Raw genomic sequence first — 24,935 nt, 5'->3', positions numbered from 1 at the left:
TGTGCCGAGAGAAGGAATTTGCAACCTGCTGCCATGTCCCAGAGCTTCGAAGTACCCCGCAGTCCGCGCGATGAAATCGACGGTGTGATCTACTTTCCGCGGCTTTGTGACAAGGTGCGGCTGCACGCGTCCGGCAAGCTGCATCCGAAGTATCACGACAACCTCGGCTCGGGCATGGACCTGTGGACCTGCCAGTTCCTCGGCGTGGAATACCCGGCGCTGGCGGAGCAGATCCTCTCCGGCAAGTCGGATAGCGAAGCGCTCGCGTGGGCGCAGGAGAACGGCGTTTCCCGCGGCACGCCGGAGTTCACCTGGTGGACGTCTTTCATGCGGACCCGCGGCTTCCGGGATGACCTCGCCGAGAGGCTAATCCAGCGCAAGGCCGAGTCCGGTCTCCAGGATCGCCACGACATCGTGACCTTCATGGACTACATCGAGGCCGACGACAGGCTGCACTAACAGGTCACTCCATCAGGTGCTGGAGAGCTTTCGGGTCCATGGCGTGACGGACAGCCGTTTCGCGGTCGATGATGCCCTTGCGGACGAGGGAAGCCAGCGAACGCTCAAGGGTGACCATCCCCTCCTCCACCCCGGTCAGCATGGCGGTGCGGACGTAGTGATCCTGCCCTTCGCGAATGCCGGTGGCGACGGCGGACGTGACGATGAGTTTTTCGATCGCGGGCACCAACTTCTTCGCTTTCGTTGGAACGAGGCGTTGCGAGACCACGGCGCGGAGGGACAGGGCGAGCTGTGTCCGGATGTGCGACTGCTGGTAGCCGGGAAAGACATCGACGACGCGATTCACCGCCGAACTCGCAGTGCCGGAGTGCAGCGTGCCGAAGACCAGGTGGCCGGTCTCCGCCGCCGTGAGCGCCGAAGAGATCGTATCGAGGTCCCGTAGCTCGCCTAACAGGATGACGTCCGGATTCTCGCGCAGGGCAGCCCGCAGGCCGGTGCTGAAACTTTCCACATCTGTTCCAACCTCCCGCTGGTGGATGAGGCATTGGTTATCCCGGTGCTCGTATTCCACCGGGTCCTCGATCGTGATGACGTGCCGTGACCGGGTGCGATTCAAGTGATCGACCAGTGCGGCGAGTGTCGTGGATTTCCCCGAGCCCGAGGTGCCGGTGACGAGCACGAGGCCATTGGGGAAGGAGACGAGATCCAACAGGTCCTCGGGCAAGCCGAGGTCGGTGAGCGGCGGGATCTTTTGACGAATGGGCCGGAGCGCGGCAGCCACTCCGTCGCGATGGCGAAAGACATTGATGCGGAAACGCCGACTGCCACCGGATAGCTCCCAGCGGGCGGCGAAGTCGGTACTGCCGCTTTCCTCGAACTCGCGACGGGCTGCATCGTCGGGGATCAGCTCCAGGATCTTCGCGGCGTCGGGCGGGTCGGCTTCGAGGAAGGAAAGGGTGCCATTTCTCCGCACTCGCGGATGCTTCCCCGAAGACAGGAAGAGATCGGAAGCGTCGAGGGCAGCCGCCTGATCGATGAGCGCGAGCAGATCCGGACCGGAGCGGGCGGGCGGCGGACTTTTCGGCGTGGCAGGCTCGTGCGACTTGGCGAAGTCGGCCACCGCCTTGGTGAGAGGATCCTCCTCTTCCGCGGCTGGCGGCATTGCTCCGGCGGCGTGGATTTCGATCCGGAGTTCCCCTGCCGACGGAAGCACCGCATAGCCAAAGGCTCCATCGGCTGCGCGGAACGTCCCTTCCTTCCGTGCCGAAAGTTCATCGCCGGTGATCTCCTTCACCATCCGCGCCAGCATGTCCTCCCTGAGGGCCGGCATCGACAGCTCGATCGTTTCCCCGCCTTTCAGCAGGTACGGGACAGCGTCCGAGACCAGAACTAGGCGCTCGGCGCGCTTCTCTAACATCAGTTTCAGGAAGGTATCGATGACTGCCATGGCGCGCGTGCTTTTCCAAATGCCGCTCGGGGCACGGTTCGTCTCCAATCGATGCGCCCGCGAGCGGAAATGAAAGCTTGCGGATCATTTAGGATTTCTTAAATATCGCCTCACCTCCGCTGCACCGTCGGTCCAGTTCGCCGGTGCATCCCTCAAAACGATGCGGTTCCCCACGCTCACGACCGTTCTGTCTTTTGCCGCGCTGGCCTTGCCTGCGTTGGCCCAGACGTTGCAGCCGGATCTGGAGCAGCGTTATGAGTCCGGGCAGTATTTGATCACGCTCGGTGCCTCTTCGGTGAATCAATATGCCGGAGCGGATCTGCGGACGGGTCCGGGGGGCGCGTGGATCTTCGATTTCTGTGCCGACTTCGGCGCGGGCTTCAACGAAAGCACTCACTACGACGTGAGTTCGGGCTTCGGCAGCCTGACGCTTGCCCAGTCCGACGACATCTCCGCCCTGCTCTACAATACCCTGCCGGTCTTCGACGGCATGGTGCGCGACGCGATTTCCGCCAGCGGTGGCGATTGGCCGGACGCCGGGTATGGCGGCTACAATGATCTCCTCGCCTACTCGGCCGGCATGCAGCTCGCCTTGTGGGAAATCATCCACGATCCGGCATCGGGTAATCTCGACAGCGGGAACTTCAGCGTCGACACGGTGGCGGACCCGGACATCGCGCTGGGTCGGAGCAATGCCGAGACCTTCCTCGCCGGTGTCGCTGGCGGCTGGACCTACCAGCCCGGATTCACTTTCCAGTATGCCAAGCCGGTCGATGCCGGGAATGACCCCGTCCCGAACGGCCAAGACCGTCTCTGGGTCGTGGTCCCCGAGCCTTCGTCCGCCTTGCTCGGTGCCTTCGGCCTGCTGGCCCTGCTGCGCCGCCGCCGCGCCTGAAACCATCCTCCCCAACGGATCCCCGTCCGGCCCCGTGCCGGCGGGGATTCAATTTTTTCCCGGGACTGGACGCCCCGCGGGCCGTGCCTAAGCTCCCCCGCATGTCCGAATTCGTCTATCAGGATCCCTTCCCGCTCGGTCCCGACACGACCGAGTATGAGTGCCTCACCACGGAGCACGTGTCGGTCTCGGAATTCGAAGGGAAGCCGGTCCTGAAGGTCGCGCCGGAAGGTCTCGCGCTGCTTGCGAACGAGGCGATGAAGGCGATCAATTTCACGCTGCGTCCGAGTCACCTCGCGCAGGTCGCCGCGATCCTCGATGACCCCGAGGCGACTGAGAACGACCGCATGGTCGCGCTGATGCTGCTGAAGAATGCAGAGATCGCTGCCAAGGGCATCCTCCCCGCTTGCCAGGACACCGGCACCGCGACAGTCGTCGGCAAGAAGGGCCAGCAGGTGTGGACTGGCTGTGATGACGCCGAGTGGCTGTCGAAGGGCATTCACAAGACGTATCAGGAGGAAAACCTGCGCTACTCGCAGACTGCCCCGCTCACGATGTATGACGAGGCGAATACCAAGACGAACCTGCCGGCGCAGATCGACCTCTATGCCTCCGACGGTGACGCCTACAAATTCCTCTTCGTCAGCAAGGGCGGCGGCTCGGCCAACAAGACTTTCCTCTATCAGGAGACGAAGGCGCTGCTGAATCCGAAACGCCTGAAGGAATTCTGCGTCGAGAAGATGCGCTCGCTGGGCACGGCTGCCTGCCCGCCGTATCACCTCGCGATCGTCATCGGTGGCACTTCGGCGGAGACCTGCCTGAAAACGGTGAAGATGGCTTCGACGCGCTACTATGATGCACTGCCGACCTCCGGCAATATCCAAGGCCAGGCATTCCGCGATCTGGAGCTGGAGAAGGAGCTGTTAGGATTGGCACAGCAGATTGGAATCGGCGCGCAATTCGGCGGGAAATACTTCGCGCTGGATGTCCGCGTGGTGCGACTGCCGCGCCACGGTGCCTCCTGTCCGGTCGGCATCGGCGTCTCCTGCTCCGCCGACCGCCAGGCGAAAGCGAAGATCACCAAGGACGGGATCTTCCTTGAGAAGCTGGAGAAGAACCCCGGCCGCTTCATCCCGGAGAAGTATCGCGACTGGAAATTCAAGGGCGTGGAGATCGACCTCGATCAGGGCATGGAGAAGACCCTCGCCACGCTGAGCAAGTACCCGGTCACCACCGCGGTCTCACTGAGCGGCACCATCATCGTCGCCCGCGATATCGCCCACGCGAAGCTCAAGGAAGTCCTCGATGAAACCGGCGACTTGCCCGCCTATATCAAGGACTACCCGGTCTACTACGCCGGCCCGGCCAAGACTCCCGCGGGCTATCCGTCAGGCTCCTTCGGGCCGACCACCGCAGGCCGCATGGACTCCTACGTGGATCTCTTCCAAAGCCACGGCGGCTCGAAGGTGATGCTCGCCAAGGGCAACCGCTCGCAGGCCGTGACCGATGCCTGCAAGGCCCACGGCGGCTTCTACCTCGGCTCCGCTGGCGGCCCCGCCGCCCTGCTCGCGAAGGAACACATCAAGAGCCAGGAAGTCGTCGAGTATCCCGAGCTCGGTATGGAAGCCGTGTGGAAGATCCGCGTGGAGAACTTCCCCGCCTTCATTCTCGTGGATGACAAGGGCAACGACTTCTTCAAAAAGATCAACGAGTGCCCGGTGTGCGTGTGAGCCCAAAATCCCGGTTTGCCGCCAAACAGCATATCCTATAGTTTCGCACCATGACCGCTCTCGCGAAAGCATCGCCTCTTTCAATCGCTGACTACCTTGCCGGCGAGGAAGTCAGCGATGTGAAGCACGAGTATATCGGCGGCACGGTTCACGCCATGGCTGGCGCGACGAACCGGCACAATGTCATCGCCACCGATGCCCTTGTTCTCCTCGCCGTCCAGCTCCGGGGCAAGCCCTGCCAGCCTTTCAACGGCGACACCAAAGTTCGCATCGAGTTCCCCGATCACACCCGCTTTTACTATCCTGACGCGATGGTCGTCTGCCACCCCAACCCGGCAACCGACCACTTCCAAGACCAACCGGTAGTCGTGATCGAAGTCCTAAGTGAATCGACTCGCCGCGCTGATCTTGGCGAGAAGCGTGACGCTTACCTGACCGTCTCCTCACTCAAGGTTCTACTTCTCGTCGAGCCCGACGGGGCATCGGTCACAGCCTACCGCCGCCGTTCCGAAGGCGGATTTGCCGTAGAGCATTACGACGGTCTGGAGGCTGCCGTTCCCCTACCGGAAATCGAAGCCTCGCTGCCGCTGGCCGAACTCTATGCACGAGCGGAAATCGAGGGTTGATTTCCTCCTTCTTCCCTTCCGCCGTGGCTGGCGACTTCTACTGCGACTCCGTTCTGAGCGGCCGTGTCCCCGTCACCGTGGTGGCGGAGACGGACCGGGTGCTTGCCTTCGAGCACACCCGGCCGACTTGGGAGATGCACGTGGTGATCATCCCGAAGCAGCACATCGCGCGGCTGGTCGATGTGACCGATTCGACGTTGCTTTCGGAGCTTCTCGAGGTCGCGGTGTCGATCATCCGCGAACGCGGGCTTGCGGAGACGAACTACAAGATCATCACGAATGGCGGCAGCTATCAGAGCACGCCACACTTGCATATCCATCTGGTTTCCGGGGTTCCACTCGATCCGGCCAATCCCGCTCAGGCAGGCGAGATGACGGTCTAAACCGCTGGCTTGTCTTGAAGGCCAGTCAGGCTAGGCTCATCCGGATGAAATGGTCCGTTCTGCCCCTGCTCGCCGTCCTCGTTCTCGGCTCGTGCAAGTTCAAGGCTGTCGTCTCGACCGGGACGGAACTGAAGGGTCAAGGCATCACATTCCAAGTCCCCGACGAAACTTCATCCTCCTCGTCAGGGACGGGCGGGATCGAATTCAACGGGGAGAGCGTGAAAGCAAAGACCGACGGCAAGACCTTGACCGTGGATGGCAAGGACTACGGAGCCCTCAAGTCGGGCGACGTGGTCAATCTTCGGGACAAAGGAAAGGTGCTCGTCAACGGAGCCGAGCGGTCTCCGGTGACGCCCTGAGTTCGCCTACCGCGAGATCCCCCGCTGCGAGCGCTCGATGAACTCGATCAGGTGCTTCACCGGCTCGGAGTTCGCGGGGCGATCCGCTTTCAGCGAGCTGAGCAGGTTCGCGAGGTTGCCGTCCTTCTTGAGGAAGAGCTTCTTGTAGGCCTTCTTGAGCGCCTTGATGTCGTCCTCGGAAAATCCGCGACGCTGTAGGCCGACGAGATTGAGCCCGCGGGTCGCACCGGGATTGCCATCGACGATCATGTAGGGCGGCACGTCCTGCACGATCTTCGCGCAGCCGCCGATGATCGAGTGGCAACCGATCCGGCAGAACTGGTGGATGGCCGCGAGACCGGAGACGATCGCGTGGTCTGCCACTTCCACGTGACCGGCGAGGGTGCCGTTGTTGGAGAGAATGATGTGGTTCCCCAGCTGGCAGTCGTGGGCGACGTGCGAGTAGCAGAGGAACAGGTTATCGCTGCCGATCCGCGTCGGAGTATGGGCGTGAGTGCCGCGGTGAACGGTCGTGTTCTCGCGGAAAACATTGCGGTCGCCGATTTCGAGGTAGGTCGGCTCGCCCTCGTACTTGAGGTCCTGGGTTTTCCCGCCGATCACGGCGAACGGGAAGAACTCGTTGTCCTTGCCGATCCGGGACGGACCACCGAGCACGACGTGGGAGTGGAGCACGCAGCCGTCGCCGAGTTCGACTCCGGCCTCGATGACGCAGTAGGGCCCGACGCGAACGTTCGCGCCGAGCTTGGCTTCCGGGGAAATGATCGCCGTCGGATGGATCACAGGCGGGATTCCGAACGACCCGGCGCGGGATGGCGAACGTTTTTTGCGCTGCATTGCCTTCCGGTCCCCCTCGCCGCTAGCTGATTTCAGAAAATCCGCGCGCCTTTTCGAAACGGATGCGCAGCAGAAGCCCGCCCGGACTCCTACGCTCCGGGTCATGCTCGCCAGCAATCTACCCGCCTTCCATCGATGGTTCCTCGCTCCCCGGACCGCTGCGCCGGGCGTGGTGCTTCATGGCTTCCCGGAGCTTCCTGCCGGCCTCGCTCCTGCGATTGCCCGACATTTGAATGAGTTTGACGATGACGCAGCAGGCAGATGGACCGCCTTCGCCCCGGAATTGATCCAAGCCATCTCCGAAACGCCGACCCAGCGGAGTCTGCTGGGCATGGACGACGGCTGCAAGAATTGCCCGCCGAACAGCCCCTGCAGCCGCCGCAAGGTACTGGGGGCGCTCGCCCGGCGCGGTCATGCGGTGCTTGATGGCCTCCTTGCAGTCGAGGGATGCGTCGATCTCACCAACGTCTTCCGCGTCTCCTTGGGACCGGCGCCCGCCGACGGGAAAGGTCTCCACCTCATCCTGCGGCCGGAGCTTTTCAGCGACCGCTCGCTGCCATCGATCATCGGCGACACCTACCTTGAGTGGAGCACCACACGCGAGATGGCGGACACGGTTTGATAGAATCCGCGCACTCTCTGGCAAGCGGCGCGGGGACGGGTTCATGCGGCCGCATTTTACTGGCCGTGATGCCATGAACGTCATCGCCCTGACCATCCTCGTGAGCTCCTGCCTGGCCGGGATCTTCATCTTCTGCTTCGCCGGCGAGTTCCGCCGCTCGCGCCGTTCGTCGCCCGAACGCGATTCCCTGCTGCCCCTCGACGACGACACCCCGACTTCGAAATGAACACCGCGACCGCCAAGACCACCACTATCACCTACGACGACCGCACGGTGCGGCAGTTCATGATCGCCTCCATCGTGTGGGGCATCGTGGGTATGCTCGTCGGCGTGATCTGCGCCACCCAGCTCTCGTGGTGGCAGATGAACGGCAAGTTCATCGAGACCATCACCGGCGGTTTGTTCAAAGGCGAGGGCCTGCAATACATCACCTTCGGCCGTTTGCGACCACTGCACACGAATGCGGTGATCTTCGCCTTCGTCGGCAACATGGCCTTCGCGGGCATCTACTATTCCACCCAGCGATTGTGCAAGACGCGCACGGCCTCGGATCTCCTTTCCAAGATCCATATGTGGGGCTGGCAGCTCATCATCGTGGCGGCAGCGATCACCCTACCGGCAGGTCTCACCCGCGGGAAGGAATACGCCGAGCTGATCTGGCCGATCAATATCGCGGTCGCACTGGTCTGGGTGATCTTCGGGATCAACTTTTTCTGGACGCTGGCCAAGCGCAATGAGCCGAGCCTCTACGTCGCGCTGTGGTTTTACATCGCCACCATCGTGACGGTCGCGATGCTCTATATCGTCAATCACCTCTCGATCCCGACTTCGTGGATCCACTCATACCCGATCTTCGGCGGCCTGCAGGATGGCCTGGTGCAGTGGTGGTATGGCCACAACGCCGTCGCCTTCTTCCTGACGACCCCGATCCTCGGGATCATGTATTACTTCCTGCCAAAGGCAGCGAACCGGCCGGTCTATAGCTATCGTCTCTCAATCGTTCACTTCTGGTCGCTGGTCTTCATCTACATCTGGGCCGGGCCTCACCACCTGCTGAATACCTCGCTGCCGCGCTGGCTGCAGATGCTTGGCATGCTCTTCTCGCTGATGCTGTGGGCTCCCTCGTGGGGTGGCATGTTGAATGGCCTGCTCACCTTGCGCGGCGCATGGGCGAAGCTGCGCACCGATCCGGTGATCAAGTTTTTCGCCGCCGGGATCACCTTCTACGGCATGGCCACGTTTGAAGGACCGCTGCTTTCGATCCGCGCGGTGAATGCACTCTCGCACTACACCGACTGGGGCATCGGTCACGTCCACTCCGGTGCGCTCGGCTGGAATGGCTTCATGGCCGCCGGCATGTTCTACTGGCTGGCTCCGCGACTGTGGAAAACCAAACTGTGGTCGAGTTCGCTCGCCAACATGCACTTCTGGGTCGGGCTCGTCGGCATCCTGCTCTACGTGACGGCGATGTGGACGGCCGGCATCACGCAGGGGCTGATGCTTGGCGAAGTCGCAGAAGGCGGCACCACGCTGAAGTATGAGTTCGTGGAAACGCTCAAGGCGATCCAGCTCCCCTACATCCTGCGCTCCTTCGGCGGCGGACTCTACCTGCTCGGCTTCTTCTTCTGCGCGCTGAATATCTTCATGACCGCCCGCTCGGGCAAGGCGACCGATGACACGGTGGAAGTCGCCGTGCCGGAGAAGACCTACGATCGCCTGCGCTTCGGAGAAGCCCTCTTCAGCGATCCGGTCGCCTACTGCGTGGCCGCGCTCGCGATGATGATCCTGTGGTTCTTCCTGCCGCCGCATGCCGACAAGGCCGCGCTGCTAGCCACGATCCTGCTGGTGATCAAGGCCGTCCGCGTCTTCAAGGCCAAGGGCGGTGCCTGGGACCAGTGGCACGAAAGCCTGCTGCGGAACTACCTGCCCTTCACCTTGCTCACTTTCATCGCCGTGGCCATCGGCGGCAGCGTCCAGATCGTCCCGTCGCTGCTGGTAAACCGCGAGAAGAACATCGAAGGGCGCTTACAGGAACTCTACACACCACTCGAGCTCGCCGGCCGCGATCTCTACGTCAGCGAGGGCTGCTACAACTGCCACTCGCAAATGATCCGCACGCTGATGCCGGATGTGATGCGCTACGGCCGTGCCGGCGTGAAGGACGACTTCTCGCACCTCGGCGAGTCGCTTTACGATTACCCGTATCAATGGGGCTCCAAGCGCACGGGGCCCGACCTCGCCCGTGAGGGCGGCAACTTCGTCCAGGGCTCGGACAAGGTCCGCTCCGGCAAGCGCGACAACAAGTGGCACTGGTTCCACTTCATGAACCCGCGTTGGGCGAATGACGACTCGAACATGCCCCCTTACCCATGGCTCTACGAGCAGAAGACCGACTTCAAATCGCTGCCGAACAAGATCGCCGTCCAACGCCAACTCGGTGTCCCCTTCCCGGCATGGACGAAGGATGAGATCGACCAGCAGGCCCGCGAACAAGGCATGGCCATCGCCCGCTCGCTCTTCGAAGGATCTTCACCCGTCGGCTACGAGCCGATGAAGGGCGCGAGCACCGAGGAACTGGTCCGCCATTTCTCGGAAAGCCAAGTCGTCGCGCTGATCGCCTACGTCCAGAAGCTCGGCACCTACCACGAGATCCACAAGGACGGCCCGCCCGCGGCAGTGCCGCTCGATCCGGACAGCTACCGCAACGTCACCGACAAGACCAAGGCCTTTGGCAAGGGCGAAACCTCCGCCAACCCGTGATACTGCCATGTTCAAACGCGTCATCCTCGAAGACTGGGCGACCATCGTCCCGATGATCGCCTTCGGCGTCCTCTTTACCGTCTTCCTCGTCACCACGCTGCGCGCGATCCGCCTGAAGCCAGACGAGCAAAAGCGCATGGCCGACCTTCCCTTGAACGATTCCGACAAACCTTCCGATCCATGAATCCCGACGACGAGATCAAACGCGGCGACTACGCCAAGGAGAAGGGCGAGGTCATCCTGCGCGAGCACGAGTACGACGGCATCCAGGAATTCGACCAGAAGCTGCCGAACTGGTGGCTCTTCACTTTCTACGGTGGCATCGTGTGGTTCGTTGCTTACTGGGTGCTCTACTACCACACGGCTGTCTACAAGACGGACCAGCAGCACATCATCGCGGAGGTCACCGCGCTTCAGGAAAAGAAGGACAAGGAGCTTGCTGCCACGCTAGCATCGCTCGATGACGCCACGCTGATCTCGAAGTGGTCCACCGATCCGTCGATCGTGACATCGGGAGAAGCGACGTTCTCGATCAATTGCGTCGCCTGCCACGCCGCCGACTTGAGCGCTACCATGAACGTGGGCGGCAACAAGATCCCGCTGCCCGGCCTGCCCCTCACCGACGGCCAGTGGAAGTATGGCGCGAAGCCGATGGACATCTTCAACCTGATCAACAAGGGCACGCCAGCCGACTCCCCCGGCAACAATGGCGCGAAGATGCAGGCCTGGGGACAGATGCTCACGCCGAAACAGATCGCCGAGCTGACGGCGTTCCTGATTTCGAGGAATCCGAAGGACTTCGGCGGCTGAGTGCTGCCTTTACCGATCCCCCCAAATGAAAACCAACGAAACCGACCACCACCACGATCACCCACGCTTCCGCGAACGACTGTTCCAAGCCATTGTTCAGCCTGTTCCCGATGGTTTGGCGCTCTGCGAATTCGAATGTTCGAAGACCGAATGTTCGATGGATGAATGGCGAAGCTGCAAGAGACGGCTGGAAGCGCTCAGCCCATGTAGCGGGAGGGCTGCGCTCTTCCGGCGGGGCGATGCTTGAAGGGGAAGCGCCGCTTGAATTGCTGATGCGACCCGTGCCCAGCCGGAACGACGCAGTCGTTCCGCTACAGGTGGAATCCGCGGACTCTCTGCGAGAGGATGCGCAGTCACGGAGCCGCCGGCCTGCCACCGTTCCCCTGTCCGCTCCATCATGTCTTCCCCGGTCCAGAAGCGTCCGAACCTCGATTCCGTCACCACGATCAATCAGGATGGATCGCGCTTTTTCCTGCACACTGCGGACGTGTCGGGAAAGTGGACCACCGCGCGGCGGATCTTCGGCGCTTTCTTGATCGCCATCTACATCGCGCTGCCGTGGATTCCCATCAATGGCAACCCGGCCCTGTTCTTCGATGTCGAACAGCGCCGCTTCCACGTCTTCGGCCTGACGCTGGTCCCGCAGGACCTGTGGGTGATGTTCTTCGGCGTCACGGGACTGGGCTTCACGCTGTTCTTCGTGACTGCATTGTTAGGCCGGCTGTGGTGCGGCTGGGCTTGCCCCTACACCGTCTTCCTTGACCACGTCTTCCGCCGCATCGAGCGCTGGACCGAGGGCGATGCGGTCGCGCGCCGCAAGCTGGATGCCGCGTCGTGGAGCGCTGGGAAAATCGCCCGGCGCGGGACGAAGCACCTGCTCTACGCGATCTGCTCCGCGCTGATCGCCCACGTCTTCCTCTCCTACTTCGTCTCGATCCCGCGGCTCTACGAGCACATGCATGAGGGACCGTTGGCGCACGCGACTTCGTTTGGCATCGTCATCTTCCTCACCGCATCGTTGTGGTTCTGCTTCGGGTGGTTCCGTGAGCAGTTCTGCGTGATCATGTGCCCCTACGGCCGCTTGCAGAGTGCGCTGACCGATGACGACACGGTGAACGTCGGTTACGATGAAAAGCGCGGCGAGCCCCGTGGTTCCAAGGGCAAGGTGACGGGCGACTGCATCGATTGCCGGCGTTGCGTGAATGTCTGTCCGACCGGCATCGATATCCGCAATGGCCTGCAGCTCGAGTGCATCGGCTGCGCCGCCTGCATCGACGCATGCGACGACATCATGACGAAGATCGGCCGGCCGAAAGGACTGGTCCGCTACGATTCGTTGAATGGCCTCACCGGGAAGAAGCGCCGCCTCATCCGCCCGCGCGTGATTGCCTACACCATTCTGGGAGCGCTGGGGCTGATCGCCTTCGCGATCGCGGGCTGGAGACAAGCGCGGCCCTTCACTGCCGACTTCACCCGCATGCGCGGCCAACCCTTCTACACCGATGCCACGGCGGTGCGAAACCACTACCAGGTCCGCTTCTACAACAAGCGCAACCAGCCCGCTCGTTTCACGCTGCATCTCTCCAACGCGCCGGAAGGCTACACGCTGAGCGGCGCCGATACCTCCATCGAGGTACCGCCGGGCGGAGAGATCACCCGCCCCGCCATCGTAGTGGCTCCCACGACAGCTTATCGCGGAGCCGCCGACCTCGAAATCGAAATCCATGCAGAGCCGGGTGACGTGGTGCTGCGTCACCAGATGCGTTTCCTCGGCCCCGAGCCTTCCACTCCTCAACCCTGACCCATCATGAACTCCGAACGTCCCGCCTTCTTCGTCCGCCATCCATGGATCTTCGTCTGCTTCGCCTTTCTGCTGCTGATCACGGCATGGACCGCTCTTATCACCGTGGCCGTGAAGCAAGCCCCGCAGCAGATCGAAATTAAGGCCGAATGACGAATTTCCGAATGACGAATGAAATGCCCTGAACAGGAGCCCTTCGACATTCGGACATTCTGAATTCGTCATTCCCCACACCATGGACTTGACGCTCGCCGGAGCCCTCGTGGCCGGACTAGCCACCAGCTTGCACTGCGCTGGCATGTGCGGTCCGCTGGCGTGCGGAGTCGGCATGATGGCGAAAAGCGAGAGCGAGCGCATGACCGCGGCTTCGGCCTACCACGCGGGACGGCTTTTCGCTTACAGCACGATTGGCGCATTGTGCGGGGCACTGGGAAAAGAGCCGCTCGGCTGGTTCTTCCATTCGCCGGCGGTGCTGCTGCCGTGGGCACTGGTGGCAGCGCTGCTGCTGTTAGCCACGGGCTTGGAGAAGAAGATCCCACGCCCCGCCTTCCTGATGCGCTTCATCGCGAGGCTGCGTTTCAGGACGATGAAGCTGCCGGTGATTGCCGGCGCGGGATTGACTGGCCTCTTCACGCCATTCCTTCCCTGTGGGCCGCTGTATGCGGTCTTCCTCGCGTTGCTTGCCTCGGGATCCGCGGCGCGTGGCGCGGAGGTGGCGCTCGCCTTCGGCCTCGGCACGGTGCCGCTGCTGTGGGTGGTGCAGCATCAATTCCAGCGACTGCGGAAGAAGCTCACGCCCACCGGCATGGCTCGCATCCAGCGCGGACTGGCCCTGGTCACCGCTCTGGTGCTGGCGTGGCGCTTGCACGATACGCTTCCGGTCCGAACCCCGGAGGTAGTGCAGGAAAAGGAACTGCCATCGTGCTGCCACTGACCGGCTTTAGTGGCCGATCGTGAACCTGCTAAAATACCATTCGGCGAGCTTCCATCCGCCGAACATCCAGGTCAGTGCGCCAAGGATCAGGAAGGGGCCAAAAGGAAGCTGCTTGCCAAAACCGATCCGACCCAAGACCGCGGCCACGATCGCAAAGAGGGACGCCGAGAAGAGGCTGAAGAAAACACCGGCCCAACCGAAGAAGGCGCCGATGGCTCCCATGAGGTGCACGTCGCCCATTCCCATCGCCTCGCGAGGGATCACGGCGCGGGTTCCCTTTCCTTCCAGCGACTTCAGCTCATCCAGCGGGATCACCGTTCCCCCGGGCAGTTCCACGCTCTGTTCCCGGATCGTCACTTCGCCAGCTCCATGGCTCTCGCCATTGGCAATGACTTCCGTCGCGGTGAGGATCAGCCGGTCGGTCTTGCGGTAAAAGATGTCCCACCATGCGGTCTTCTCGTCATTCATCTCGAAGAAGATCGGGTCCACGTCGTTCTCCGGCTCGATCAGCTTCCATGCGACCGGCTCGGCGAATTCCATCTTCTTCTTCCCGAAGGCGAGCTTTCCTAACAGCACCATGCACCAAAGGCCGCAGAAGCCGATGATCCAGCCGAGCACGGACTGCTTCAAGCCATCGGCCAACAACGGATCGAGGCTGGCCCAGCCGGAGAGATCCGGCAACCGGGGCCACAGTGCCGCCGCGCCCAAGCCCACGATCGAAATCGCCGTGGTGAACGAGGTCGGGATGATCAGGTGCTCGATATCGATGAAGGCAATCGCCACGAACAAGCCGGCCATGATCCACAGCGGCAGCAGTGCGCCGAGCTCCGGCTTGAGGAAGAGACCGAGCGGCACCGAGGTCTGGAGAAACCACCAGATCGCCGCGAAGAGCACCGCCGTCAGCAGTTCCACCCCAAAGTAGCGGAAGGCGATCGGAGCCCGGCAGTTCGCACATTTCCCGCGCAGCCACAGCCAGCTGATCAGCGGGATGTTCAGGCGCATCGGGATGTCCGCCTTGCACTTCGGACAGAAGGAGCGCTTCGGCTCATTTACCGACAACCCGATGGGCACGCGATAAATGACCACGTTCAGGAACGACCCGATGCAGGCGCCGATCAGGAAGGCCGGCACGTACCAGACGGGATGGGCCAAGGATGGGAAAATCTCGATCAAGGTGGCGGCATTCAATCGCAACAAAAGCATTTCGGAAATCCGAAATTTCTGCCGGTTCCGGCCCCCTCCCCGGGCTTGCCTCGCCGTCTCCAACAGGCATTGTTCGCCGGGTGATGCGGCGACTCGGCTTATTGTTATGTTTTTGCGGGGTTTTGCAGGCCCTGCCCGCACCTCCCGAGCCCGCGTCGGTGGCGGTGCTGTTCAATTCCACGTCCGAGGATTCGAAGGCACTGGCGGAGTTCTATGCCAAGGTGCGCGGCATTCCCGCGGACCATCTGGTGGGCTTGGAACTTCCGGATGCGGAGGAAATCTCCCGCAAGGATTTCGATGACAAGCTGCGCAACCGGCTGATCCGCGAGTATGACCGCCGCGAGTGGTGGGTCCGCGGCCGCGATGCCCAGGGGAACTTGTCGCCGACGCAGTCGAAGATCCGCATCCTGGTCTGCATGCGGGGCGTGCCGAGCCGGATCGCCGGCACTGGACCAGCGCTTCCGCCGCCGCCGGGAAAGCAGCCCTTCACCGACACCACCCAGGCCGCGGTGGATTCGGAGCTGGCCCTGCTGGGGAACGAAGGCGTGCCCGTCGAGGGCATGGTGAACAACCCCTACTTCAAGCAGGAGAAGACCGCCGCCGAGGCGAGATTGCCGATGACCCTGGTGGGACGCATTGACGGGCCGACCAAGGAGATCTGCGGGCAGATGATCAAGGACGCGATCGAGACGGAGCAGACCGGCCTGTGGGGAATGTCCGTCGTCGACCTGTCGCAAAAGTATCTCGAGAGCCCGGAAGGTGACCCGGCGATGGAGAAGGTGGCCAAGGCCCATCGCGATGCTGGCATTCCGGTGATCATCGACCGCTTTCCCGATACCCTGCCGACGAACTACCCACTGCATGACACGGCCCTCTATTTCGGATGGTATGACTGGAATGTGAACGGGCCCTTCACCAACCCGAACTTCAAGTTCAAGAAGGGTGCGGTGGCGGTGCATCTGCACTCCTTCAGTGCCACGCAGCTCCGCGATGCCACCAAGAACTGGTGCGCCCCGCTGCTGGCGAAGGGTGCTGCCGCCACGCTCGGCAATGTCTACGAGCCCTATCTGCCGCTGACCCACAATTTCGACATCTTCAATGCCCGCCTGATGGCAGGCTACACGCTGGTGGAGGCCGCCTACATGGCGGTGCCGGTTCTTTCCTGGCAGAACGTCGTAATCGGCGATCCGCTCTACCGGCCCTTCATTCACCTGGATGGCAGCGGCGAGAAGGCCGACGCCGACCGGGTCTACCGCGCGATGCGGCTGGCGGCCCTGCGCTGGAAGGATGACCCGAAGCAGCTGGAGGCGATGCTGCGGGAAGCGGCGGACCGGATGAAAAGCGGTGTCTTGTTAGAAGCGGAGGCCCTTTCACTCGCGAACCGGAAGGAGGAGACGGCAGCGGCCGAGGAGTTCCGCAAGGCCAAGCTCTACTACGCGGACAAGCCGGACCGGCTGCGGATGGACCTGCACCTAGCGGCCATGGAACGCGAGGCCGGCAAGAAGGCCGAGGCGATCAAGGTGCTGCGCGGCGCGCGCACCCTGTATGCAGACATCCCGGAGTCGCTCGCGGCAACCTCGTGGCTGAATATCCTGGATCCCCCACCCCCGCCGCCAGCCCAGCCGCAGCCCCCTCAGAAATGAAGAACTACTCGGGACTGCTCGCTGCCGTGTGGGACCGGTCCGGCGTGGCCGAGCCATCGGCGTTTGCACTACCTCCGGAGCTGGAGCTTCAGGCGCTGTGGTTCGCCGGGGCCTTCGGGCGGGATTTCAGCGACGCAGCGGGAAATACGGTGCGCATCGTACAATTCGGCGAGTGGAACCGTTCGGCCGGGCCGGATTTCCTGCACGCGGCGGTCGAGATCGCCGGGGAGAGGCGCGAGGGGCCGATCGAGCTGGACTTGCGTCCGGCGGATTGGGAAGCGCACGGTCATGGAGCTGATCCGGCTTTCGAAGATACGGTATTGCATGTGGTTTTCGGCGACGGCGGACCGAAGAGCTTCACCCGCACGCTCGGCCATCGCGACGTGCCGAGGGTAATCATTCCCAGGGATTTGTTAGAGGAAGCGCTCCAACATCCGCGGAGCGAGACGGCGATCGCAAAGCCGGGACGCTGCGTGCATCCGCTGGCGGCGATGCCACCGGTGGCCGTGGCCCATTTATTGCGCGAGGCAGCGGAGCATCGGGCGGCGCGGAAGGCGGCCCGTTTCGCAAGGATCGCCGATGCCCATGGTCGCGATGCCGCACTCTATCAGGCGGTGGCGGAAACACTTGGCTATCGCGCGAATGCGCTCGCGATGAGGCTGCTTTCGCAGCGGATGCCGCTCTCGGCACTACGCGAAGATCCTGCGCACACCGAGGCGCTGCTGTTTGGTGCCGCCGGCTTTCTCTCGCCGGATCTCCATGAGAAGGCACCGGCGGACACCCGCGAGCACCTGCGCGGCTTATGGGAAACCTGGTGGAAGGCGCGCGGCCAGTGGGAGTCCACCCATGCGATCCCGTGGAAGGCGGGTGGCCAGCGGCCGGCGAATCATCCGCACCGGCGTGTGGCGGCGCTCGCTGCGGTGGTCCGCGAGTGGCCGAAATTCCGGAAGCTCGCCACGTCACGGCCGCTCGATGCGGATGCGCTGGTGAAGTTCCTGTCGAAGCTCGATGACCCGTTCTGGACGAAGCGCTACACGCTGGCGTCCGCGGCGACGGCACAGCCGCTGGCCTTGTTCGGAAAGGCGCAGGCGGTTGAATTGCTGGCGAATCACTTGTTCCCGCTCGCCTTGCATGAAGGCGAACCTTTCGACTGCTACTTGAAGCTCGCCGCCGGTGCGCGGAATGAGAAGGTCCGGCGTTGTGCGATCCGGCTATTCGGCAGCGAGGACGCCGCGGCGACGTGGCTGAAGAAGGCCGCGCACCATCAAGCGCTGCTGCAGATTTACCGCGACTTCTGCCTGGAAGACGCGAGCGATTGCGCCGATTGCCCGTTCCCGGAACAGCTCGGGCAGTGGCGATCCTAGTTTTGGTATCCTTGTCTCCCCCATGACCCACCTCGAAGCCCTCGTCGCCCTCAATCTGCTGCCGAAGATCGGACCGGTGCGGGTCCGCCGTCTGTTAGAACGATTTGATTCCGCCGAGGACGTGCTCAGCGCGACGAAGGACAAACTGATGCAGGTGGATGGCATCGGAGCGGAAACAGCGGGCATTCTCCTGAAATGGCAGGATCACGCCGATCCTTCGAAGGAGCTGCTAGAAGTGAAGCAGCGCGGGCTTTCGCTGGTCACCCCTGCGGATCCCACGTTTCCCCCGGCATTGCGACAGGCTTACGATGCGCCTCTTTTCCTCTACGTCTGGGGGAAGTTGGAAGAACGCGACCGCCATGCGATCGGCGTGGTCGGCACGCGGCGCATCACTCACTACGGCCGCGAGGCGACTAAGAAGCTCTCCTATCAACTCGCGCACGCCGGGTTCACGATCGTGTCCGGCCTGGCCCGTGGTGTTGATACGGTGGCGCATGAGGCGGCGCTCGCTGCGGGCGGCCGCACGGTGGCGGTGCTGGGCTCGGGATTGGCCAAGCTCTTCCCCGCCGAAAACCTCGGGCTTGCCGAGAAGATCGCCTCCGGCCATGGCGCGGTGGTAAGCGAGTTCCCGCTTCACACCGCGCCGGACAAGCAGACCTTCCCGCAGCGAAATCGCATCGTGGCCGCATGGTCGGAGGCGCTGCTGGTGACCGAGTGCCCGGCGTGGTCCGGCTCGCTGATCACCGCGAATCTCGCCAGCGACTACGGCCGGCCGGTCTATGCCGTGCCGGGGCCGATCAATGCGCCGACCTCCACCGGCTGCAACAAGCTGATCCGGGACGGCGCGACGCTGGTGATGGACGCCAGCGACATCGCCGACGACCTCGGCGAGCTGCCCTTCGCCCGGCAGTCATCCGTCAAGGAAGCCGACAGCCAAGCCGTGCCCGAGCTTCCGCCGGAGGAGGCGAAGGTTTTCTCGGCACTCGGCGAGGGAGAATCGGGCGTGGACCGCTTGATCGAACGGACCGGACTGCCCGCCCAAACGGTCTCGGCCACGCTCATGAAGCTGGAGATGCGGAGGTTGGTCCGGGCGCTGCCGGGGTTCCGTTACGTGAAGCGATGAATTCGACGCAGTCATCGCTCTTCAGGCGCTCGATCTTTGTTCTCTTCTTGGGATGGCCGGGAATGATCCTCTGGCTTTGCGGCTTTGTCACCTTCATCGGCAGCGTCGCTGCCACGTCGGTCGGCTTGGACATCTTTTGGCCTGACGGAGCAATCCACATTGGAGCATCGGCGGCGGTTTCCTGCGTTGGCTTCCTGATGTTCCACGCCGGCAGATTTCTCACCGGGGCGCACTACGAACTCCTTCCCACCAGACGACTTCCCGCACTCATCGGCTACCAATTCACGGCGTTTCTGCTCGGAGGAATCTTCATAGGTTGCCTGTCTGGCCTAGTAGTCGACCTGTTCAGCGGAACCTTTGATTTGCGACTGGCCGCCATGATCCTCGTCGCCGCCTCGGGTTGCATTGCCATTACCGTGTTTTACCGTTCCCACAGAAAAAAATGGGTCTCGGAAGAGAAGGAAGAACGCTTCTGAAACCACCCACCTGCCGGGCGATCCGGGTCCATTTCCGCAAATTTTTCCCTACGGGATCCTAGCCGGTCTCAGGAAGCCGTTGCCAAGTTGCCCCCGGCCCGCCTAGCGCCTTACCATCAGACGCCATGCCTCCGTTTGTCCGCGCCATCGCATTCCTCCTCATCGGGATTCCCGGCGGCCTCATGTGGATTGTCGGGATGGTCTCTTGCCTCTTCTCCTCTTGGGCGCTCGTGAAATGTCCGCCCGGCGAGCAGCTCCCGGCGCTCATTTTTTTGGCAGGATCAGTCGTCTGCTCTGCGATCGGCTTCGCCATGGTCGCCACCGTGGAGATGATCAATGGCGGCAAGCGGTATCGGATGCCACGTGCGAGGCTCCCCGGCTATCTCGGCCTCGAGCTACTCGAGGGGTTGCTGGCCGTCGCAGTCGTGGGCGGTGCCCTCGCCGCAATGTGCTCGCTTGCGGACAAAAAAGCGATGCTCTGCTTGGTTTGGACGTTATTTGAGGCAATCATGATTCTCTTGCTGGTGACAACCCACCGAACCCTCCGGTCAAAGGGGAGCATCTGGCGCGCGGAATCGACTTCCCCGATTGGCACCGGCAGCTAGGAAGGAGGGCCCGGGATGGACAGGATCGAAGAAATAGAAGCACCAGTCGCGATGCCGCGCGCGATTCGGGTCATGGCCACCATGCTGCTCGGCCTGCCCAGCGTGCTCATGTGGCTGGGAGGCCTCTTCGCCACGATGGCGAGCATGGTTTACCTAATCGCCATGCCCTCGGCAGGACGGCTCATCAGCTTGAAATGGCTCTGGGCATCCCTCATGACAAATCTCATCGGCTATACGATGGTAGCAACGGTCTCGTGGCTGAATGGTTCCCACCACTACCGGATGCCGGGCCACCGGCTGCCAGCCTATGTGGCCATGGAAATCCTCGATCAGCTCCTCGCCGCGGTCTCGGTGGGGTTTTTCGTCCTGTCCATGATTTCCCTTTTCACCGGGGAGCCGGCTTTCCCGCTGCTCTGGATCTTGTTTTCGGTGTCGGGATTCGTCCTTTTGGGGTTCTCCATGCGATTGAGGACGAAATTGGCGAATGGCTGGCGGGACGAGCTTCTGGCGGGCCCGGAGGGAGCAAAACCGCTGTATTAATAAGGGGAAATGCCGGCGGGCAAAATTTTCATCCCCTACGGGGATTGGCCGCCGGTTTCAGGAATGCCCTTGCCAAGTTGGCCCCGGCACGTCTAGTGCGTCGCCGTCGACCGACCTGCCGAATTTCATGGGTAAAATCCTTATCATAGCTGAAAAGCCCTCCGTGATGACCGACCTGAGCAAGGCTTTGGCCAAGGCTCTGGGGAAGTTCGAGAAGGAGGGATCCGGCCGTGATTCGTGGTTTGAGAACGACAACGCGATCATCACCTCGGCCGTCGGCCATTTGGTCGAATTGCGCATGCCGACCGGCCCGAACGGCAAGAAACTGCCTTGGAAATTCGAGGTTTTGCCGGCGATTCCCGACCGTTTCGAGCTCGATCCAATCCCGGATTCCGAGGCCCGATTGAAACAAGTGCTCAAGCTGGCCAAGCGCAAGGATGTCGACCAAGTCGTCAATGCCTGCGACGCCGGCCGCGAGGGCGAGCTGATTTTCCGCTACATCATGGACATCGGCGGGATCCAGAAGCCGGTGAAACGGCTGTGGATGCAGTCGATGACCAACCAGGCGATCATCGATGCCTGGGAAAAACTCCGCTCCGACGAGGAAATGCGCCCGCTGGCCGATGCCGCGAAGTGCCGCTCCGAGTCCGACTGGCTGGTCGGCCTGAACGCGACCCGCGCCCTGACTTGCTTCCGCTCCCGCCACGGTGGCTTCAACATCACCGCCGCCGGCCGGGTCCAGACGCCGACGCTGGCGATCCTGTCCGCCCGTGAAGCCGAGATCCAGGCCTTCAAGCCGAGCGCCTATTATGAAGTGCACGCCACCTTCGGCGTCGCTGCTGGCGACTACCTCGGCAAGTGGATTGACGAGGCTTTCAAGCGGAACGAAGCCAACCCACACGGCCGCCCGGAGCGGATTTGGGACCTGACCGCAGCGGAGGCAGTCAAGGCCCGCTGCGATGGGAAGACCGGCACCGTTTCCGAGGAGAAGAAGGCGCAGTCACAGATCTCCCCGCAGCTTTACGACCTGACCACGCTGCAACGCGAGGCTCCGTTCACCGCAAAGGGCACGCTCGCCATCGCCCAGGCGCTGTACGAGAAGCACAAGATGATCACCTACCCTCGTACCGACTCCCGCTACCTGCCGGAGGACTACGGGGACACCGTGCGCGAGACCTTGCGCGACATCGCCAGCTCCGACCTCGGCGTGGCGAAATACGCCCGGGCCGTGCTTGATGGGAAACAGGAGAGCGGGCCGCGTTTCCACAAGTCGAAGCGCGTGTTCGATTCGAAGAAAGTCTCCGATCACTTTGCGATCATCCCGACCGGCAAGTTCGTGAAGCTCAGCGACACCGAGGAGAAGCTCTACGACATGATCGTGAAGCGTTTCATCGCCGTGTTCTTCCCGAGCGCGGAGTTCGAGCAAACCACCCGTCTGACCCGCATCGCGACCGGCGACATCACGGACACTTTCAAAACCGAAGGCCGCGTGCTGGTGAAGCCCGGTTACCTCGAAGTCTACGGTCGCCGCCCCGGTGTCGCTTCCGGCAAGGACGAGCTCACCCAGGTCGCTGCCGGTGAGAAAGCCCCGGTGAAGGAAATCGAGGTGAAGCACGAGCAGACCAAGCCGCCCGCCCGCTTCACGGAATCCACGCTTCTTTCCGCCATGGAAGGCGCCGGCAAGCTCGTCGATGACGAGGCGCTGGCCGAAGCCATGTCCGAGCGCGGCCTCGGCACGCCTGCCACCCGCGCAGCGATCATCGAAGGCCTCATCGCGCAGAAATACATCGTCCGCGATGCCCGCGACCTGCACGTCACGCCGAACGGCATGCGGCTGATCCACATCCTGAATGAGATGCAGATCGCCGGCCTGACCTCGCCCGCCATGACCGGCGAGTGGGAGTACAAGCTGCGGCAGATGGAACACGGCCAACTCCAGCGCGCCGCGTTCATGAAGGAGATCGAGGACTACACGAAGGACATCGTGGTCCGTGCCAAGTCTCTCGCTGCCGAGATCAAGAATCGCGCCTTCCCCGACCTCCAGGCCACCTGCCCGAAGTGCGGGACCGAGGGACTCAAGCAGACCGACGAATCCTACGAGTGCCGGACGCCCGACTGCGGCTTCAAGGCGAAGAAGTACATCGCCGGCCGCCTGATTTCGGAAGACGAGGCACGCGAGCTTTTCAGCAAGCGCCTGGTCGGCCCACTGGAAGGCTTCAAGAGCAAGTTCAACAAGCCCTTCGATGCGGCGCTGGAGCTCGACGACAAGTTCAAGATCAACTTCGTCTTCGGCGACAAGGACGAGCCCGATGTGGAACTCACCGACGAAATGATCGTCGGCACGGCATCGCTGGCGGATGGCCGTCAGGTGAAGATCTACGGCACGGAGAAGGCCTACTTGATTCCCGAGCTGAAGACCAAGAAGGACCCCGAAGGTGTGCGCATCGGCAAGACCATCCTCCAGAAGGAAGTCCCGCAGGAGCAGGTGGTCAAGATGCTGGCCGAGGGCAAGACCGAGCTGATCAAGGGCTTCGTCTCGAACAAGACCAAGCGCGGCTTCGATGCTTTCCTGACCTTCTCCCTGGCCGACGGCAAGGTAGGCTTCGAGTTCCCGCCGCGTGCGCCGAAGGCGGCGAAGGGAAGTTGAGCCTGGCCGGTCGTTCGGATGGCGCGCGGAAGCACTCCGCTAATCCGGTATGCCTATAGGCGGAATTAGCGGAGTAGCGGAATTCGCACCTCCCTGAAGATCCTTCGGTTTTCCTTTAGCCGAAGAATTGTGTCCCTCCAGTTGGAAGGAATCCCCCACTTGATCGCCGCCCACATTGCCGGTGCGGTCCGCACCCAGCCGGAACGACGCAGTCGTCCCGCTACCATCTGCGGGAACCCCGCGATTCGAAGCACATGGTGGGCAATGGGAGAATTCCGCATTACGCGATCACGGTATTGTCGTGATCTAACGACTCCGGCGTTGGCCCGATTTTCGCTCTGACGACGCCTGAGCTCCGCTTCCGTTCAAAATCCGCCGATTTTGGACCTCACACGGGCTCTATAAGATTCACTTGAATCAAACATCTACAGCAGGTCGACATAATCTAACATTTAACACACCTTAATAAAACACTCGGAAACCCTTATTCCACGTGGAATCAAGGCCTTGAAATACCTCATCCCCGGGAATATCGGCCTCCCGTCATCATATACCATGCAAGGCTTTTTCTCTCACAAAAACGTCTTGCTAGTTAAACCATTCTCCCCTCTACTCCGCCCGTCCCTCACCGGACACCCGAGCGAAAGGTTCCCCCCAGCCCGCCGCGAAGGAACATATGGACTGACCGACGGATTCCCCCCAATCCCGAGAGAAGTTCCGAGACACCCGGCAGCTTGATTCCCCCCGATCCACGCCGCCGACTTCCCCCCCGAAGTGTGTGTGTCGACCGTGTCAGCCGCCCGGCGGGTCAGCTCCCCGATCCGCCGGGCGGACTGCTCCGGAAAATCCAGCCGCCCTTTGCCGGGCGGCTTTTTTTGGCCGGGTGACCTTTTTAGCCGAGGCGGGCGCGGCCCTTGCGCCGGGTGGGGATCCGGTCTTTCCTCCGGCGCCCATGGTCCGTTTCACTCTCTTCGGCGTCCCGGTTGAAATCCAACCGTGGTTCTGGCTCGCCACCGCCTACTTCAGCGGAGGCCTCTTCAGCGCCACGCCGGAGGCGATGCAGTACGTGCTGATCTTCGTCCTCGCTGCCACGATTTCGATCCTGGTTCACGAGTTCGGTCACGCCCTGACCGGCCGACGGCTGGGCGGTGGCTACGCGACGATCCAGCTGTGGGCTCTGGGCGGCTTGGCCACCAACCATGGTGGACGATTCACGCGAAGCGGCCGATTCTGGATGATCGCCGCAGGCCCCGGGGCGGGCTTTCTCCTGGGGGGCCTGATCTTCGTGATCCTTGTGTCCATGTTCGGCGTTCACGACGCCGCCACCTTCGCGGGTTTCTCGCTATTCGGAATTACCGACTCTGCCGTCTCCTCGGAAACGATGGAGTTCATTCAGAACCGCCCGCCGCTGATGTCGCTGCTCAACAGCATGCTGTGGATCAACTTCTGGTGGGGAATCCTCAACCTGTTGCCGATCCTGCCCCTGGACGGCGGCCAGATCGCCCAACTGTTCGTGACGCCGCAGAAGCGGGCCTTCCAAATCAGTGTGGCGACGGCGGTGGCCGCAGCCATCCTGGGATTCGTGTGGCGGGACTCCACCTACACGATCTTCTTTTTCGGCTACCTCGCCTGGAAGAACTACCAGGCGATGAAGGAGTATCACTGGCAGTGATT

26 protein-coding genes are annotated in these 24,935 nt (G+C 62.4%); 23 read left to right on the top strand and 3 right to left on the bottom strand.

The features are described 5' to 3' along the window. Positions 1 to 33 precede the first annotated feature (33 nt). A complete protein-coding gene (locus WKV53_RS19620; protein ID WP_341406491.1) occupies positions 34 to 459 on the top strand; it encodes a DUF5069 domain-containing protein in 426 nt (141 codons plus the stop codon). 4 nt (positions 460 to 463) lie between these two features. Here WKV53_RS19620 and WKV53_RS19615 read toward each other — a convergent pair whose 3' ends face one another. Beyond that, positions 464 to 1,906, bottom strand: a complete 1,443-nt coding sequence (locus tag WKV53_RS19615; RefSeq protein WP_341406490.1) for a type IV pilus twitching motility protein PilT — start codon at positions 1,904 to 1,906, stop codon at positions 464 to 466. A 160-nt stretch (positions 1,907 to 2,066) separates the two neighbouring features. On the opposite strand from WKV53_RS19615, the gene WKV53_RS19610 reads away from it, so the two are divergent. From WKV53_RS19610 to WKV53_RS19590, 5 genes are all read left to right on the top strand, one after another. Then, positions 2,067 to 2,801 (top strand): hypothetical protein, encoded by a 735-nt coding sequence (locus WKV53_RS19610; RefSeq protein WP_341406489.1) that lies wholly within the window; start codon positions 2,067 to 2,069, stop codon positions 2,799 to 2,801. Positions 2,802 to 2,902: 101 nt separating this feature from the next. After that, on the top strand, positions 2,903 to 4,531 hold the full coding sequence (locus tag WKV53_RS19605) for a fumarate hydratase (protein ID WP_341406488.1): 1,629 nt from the start codon (positions 2,903 to 2,905) through the stop codon (positions 4,529 to 4,531). 50 nt (positions 4,532 to 4,581) lie between these two features. Continuing rightward, positions 4,582 to 5,157, top strand: a complete 576-nt coding sequence (locus WKV53_RS19600; RefSeq protein WP_341406487.1) for a Uma2 family endonuclease — start codon at positions 4,582 to 4,584, stop codon at positions 5,155 to 5,157. Positions 5,158 to 5,180: 23 nt separating this feature from the next. Next, a complete protein-coding gene (locus tag WKV53_RS19595) occupies positions 5,181 to 5,540 on the top strand; it encodes an HIT domain-containing protein (RefSeq protein WP_341406486.1) in 360 nt (119 codons plus the stop codon). A 44-nt stretch (positions 5,541 to 5,584) separates the two neighbouring features. Next, positions 5,585 to 5,899 (top strand): hypothetical protein, encoded by a 315-nt coding sequence (locus tag WKV53_RS19590; RefSeq protein ID WP_341406485.1) that lies wholly within the window; start codon positions 5,585 to 5,587, stop codon positions 5,897 to 5,899. Between the two features lie 6 nt (positions 5,900 to 5,905). Here WKV53_RS19590 and lpxA read toward each other — a convergent pair whose 3' ends face one another. Continuing rightward, the gene (lpxA, locus tag WKV53_RS19585) at positions 5,906 to 6,733 is read right to left on the bottom strand and encodes an acyl-ACP--UDP-N-acetylglucosamine O-acyltransferase (protein ID WP_375341837.1); all 828 of its coding nucleotides are present in this window, start codon (positions 6,731 to 6,733) and stop codon (positions 5,906 to 5,908) included. A 103-nt stretch (positions 6,734 to 6,836) separates the two neighbouring features. Between lpxA and WKV53_RS19580 the strand changes: the two genes are divergently transcribed. The 9 genes from WKV53_RS19580 (at position 6,837) to WKV53_RS19540 (ending at position 13,660) form a co-directional block, all read left to right on the top strand. Further along, positions 6,837 to 7,355: a hypothetical protein gene (locus WKV53_RS19580; RefSeq protein ID WP_341406483.1), complete on the top strand. Its 519-nt coding sequence runs from the start codon at positions 6,837 to 6,839 to the stop codon at positions 7,353 to 7,355. Between the two features lie 73 nt (positions 7,356 to 7,428). Next, positions 7,429 to 7,581, top strand: coding sequence for a hypothetical protein (locus WKV53_RS19575; RefSeq protein WP_341406482.1), 153 nt, complete (start codon positions 7,429 to 7,431; stop codon positions 7,579 to 7,581). Next, positions 7,578 to 10,115, top strand: coding sequence for a cytochrome-c oxidase, cbb3-type subunit I (gene ccoN / locus WKV53_RS19570; RefSeq protein WP_341406481.1), 2,538 nt, complete (start codon positions 7,578 to 7,580; stop codon positions 10,113 to 10,115). Before WKV53_RS19575 ends, ccoN begins: the two co-directional genes overlap by 4 nt. 7 nt (positions 10,116 to 10,122) lie before the next feature. Then, positions 10,123 to 10,299 (top strand): hypothetical protein, encoded by a 177-nt coding sequence (locus tag WKV53_RS19565; RefSeq protein WP_341406480.1) that lies wholly within the window; start codon positions 10,123 to 10,125, stop codon positions 10,297 to 10,299. Next, positions 10,296 to 10,925, top strand: coding sequence for a cbb3-type cytochrome c oxidase N-terminal domain-containing protein (locus WKV53_RS19560; RefSeq protein WP_341406479.1), 630 nt, complete (start codon positions 10,296 to 10,298; stop codon positions 10,923 to 10,925). The genes WKV53_RS19565 and WKV53_RS19560 overlap by 4 nt, the downstream gene beginning before the upstream one ends. A 25-nt stretch (positions 10,926 to 10,950) precedes the next feature. Next, the gene (locus tag WKV53_RS19555) at positions 10,951 to 11,172 is read left to right on the top strand and encodes a hypothetical protein (protein WP_341406478.1); all 222 of its coding nucleotides are present in this window, start codon (positions 10,951 to 10,953) and stop codon (positions 11,170 to 11,172) included. Between the two features lie 150 nt (positions 11,173 to 11,322). Next, positions 11,323 to 12,726 (top strand): cytochrome c oxidase accessory protein CcoG, encoded by a 1,404-nt coding sequence (ccoG, locus tag WKV53_RS19550; RefSeq protein ID WP_341406477.1) that lies wholly within the window; start codon positions 11,323 to 11,325, stop codon positions 12,724 to 12,726. Between the two features lie 6 nt (positions 12,727 to 12,732). Next, positions 12,733 to 12,879: a hypothetical protein gene (locus WKV53_RS19545; RefSeq protein WP_341406476.1), complete on the top strand. Its 147-nt coding sequence runs from the start codon at positions 12,733 to 12,735 to the stop codon at positions 12,877 to 12,879. An 82-nt stretch (positions 12,880 to 12,961) separates the two neighbouring features. Then, positions 12,962 to 13,660, top strand: a complete 699-nt coding sequence (locus tag WKV53_RS19540; RefSeq protein WP_341406475.1) for a sulfite exporter TauE/SafE family protein — start codon at positions 12,962 to 12,964, stop codon at positions 13,658 to 13,660. Positions 13,661 to 13,666: 6 nt separating this feature from the next. Here the strand turns inward: WKV53_RS19540 and WKV53_RS19535 are convergent, their stop codons facing one another. Then, complete coding sequence (locus tag WKV53_RS19535) at positions 13,667 to 14,863, bottom strand: prepilin peptidase (protein ID WP_341406474.1); 1,197 nt, start codon at positions 14,861 to 14,863, stop codon at positions 13,667 to 13,669. 122 nt (positions 14,864 to 14,985) lie between these two features. Between WKV53_RS19535 and WKV53_RS19530 the strand changes: the two genes are divergently transcribed. The 8 genes from WKV53_RS19530 to WKV53_RS19495 all read left to right on the top strand — a co-directional run bounded on the left by WKV53_RS19530 (position 14,986) and on the right by WKV53_RS19495 (position 24,933). Then, entirely contained in the window at positions 14,986 to 16,506 is a 1,521-nt protein-coding gene (locus WKV53_RS19530; RefSeq protein WP_341406473.1) for a TIGR03790 family protein, read from the top strand. After that, a complete protein-coding gene (locus WKV53_RS19525; RefSeq protein WP_341406472.1) occupies positions 16,503 to 17,870 on the top strand; it encodes a DUF2851 family protein in 1,368 nt (455 codons plus the stop codon). The genes WKV53_RS19530 and WKV53_RS19525 overlap by 4 nt, the downstream gene beginning before the upstream one ends. Positions 17,871 to 17,892: 22 nt before the next feature. Continuing rightward, positions 17,893 to 18,993 carry a DNA-processing protein DprA gene (gene dprA, locus WKV53_RS19520; RefSeq protein ID WP_341406471.1) on the top strand — a complete coding sequence of 367 codons (1,101 nt, stop codon included), beginning with the start codon at positions 17,893 to 17,895 and terminating at the stop codon, positions 18,991 to 18,993. Between the two features lie 62 nt (positions 18,994 to 19,055). Further along, on the top strand, positions 19,056 to 19,469 hold the full coding sequence (locus tag WKV53_RS19515) for a hypothetical protein (protein ID WP_341406470.1): 414 nt from the start codon (positions 19,056 to 19,058) through the stop codon (positions 19,467 to 19,469). Positions 19,470 to 19,594: 125 nt separating this feature from the next. Beyond that, positions 19,595 to 20,074: a hypothetical protein gene (locus tag WKV53_RS19510; protein WP_341406469.1), complete on the top strand. Its 480-nt coding sequence runs from the start codon at positions 19,595 to 19,597 to the stop codon at positions 20,072 to 20,074. Positions 20,075 to 20,146: 72 nt separating this feature from the next. After that, positions 20,147 to 20,614 (top strand): hypothetical protein, encoded by a 468-nt coding sequence (locus WKV53_RS19505; RefSeq protein ID WP_341406468.1) that lies wholly within the window; start codon positions 20,147 to 20,149, stop codon positions 20,612 to 20,614. Positions 20,615 to 20,741: 127 nt separating this feature from the next. Then, the gene (gene topB, locus WKV53_RS19500; RefSeq protein ID WP_341406467.1) at positions 20,742 to 23,261 is read left to right on the top strand and encodes a DNA topoisomerase III; all 2,520 of its coding nucleotides are present in this window, start codon (positions 20,742 to 20,744) and stop codon (positions 23,259 to 23,261) included. A gap of 952 nt (positions 23,262 to 24,213) precedes the next feature. Continuing rightward, complete coding sequence (locus WKV53_RS19495; RefSeq protein WP_341406466.1) at positions 24,214 to 24,933, top strand: M50 family metallopeptidase; 720 nt, start codon at positions 24,214 to 24,216, stop codon at positions 24,931 to 24,933. Positions 24,934 to 24,935: the final 2 nt, after the last annotated feature.

Origin of the sequence: Luteolibacter sp. Y139 (assembly GCF_038066715.1) — a bacterium.
GTDB lineage: Bacteria > Verrucomicrobiota > Verrucomicrobiia > Verrucomicrobiales > Akkermansiaceae > Haloferula > Haloferula soli.
Note: the sequence above shows the minus strand (reverse complement) of the source record. Positions and strands in the feature narration are given on the sequence as shown.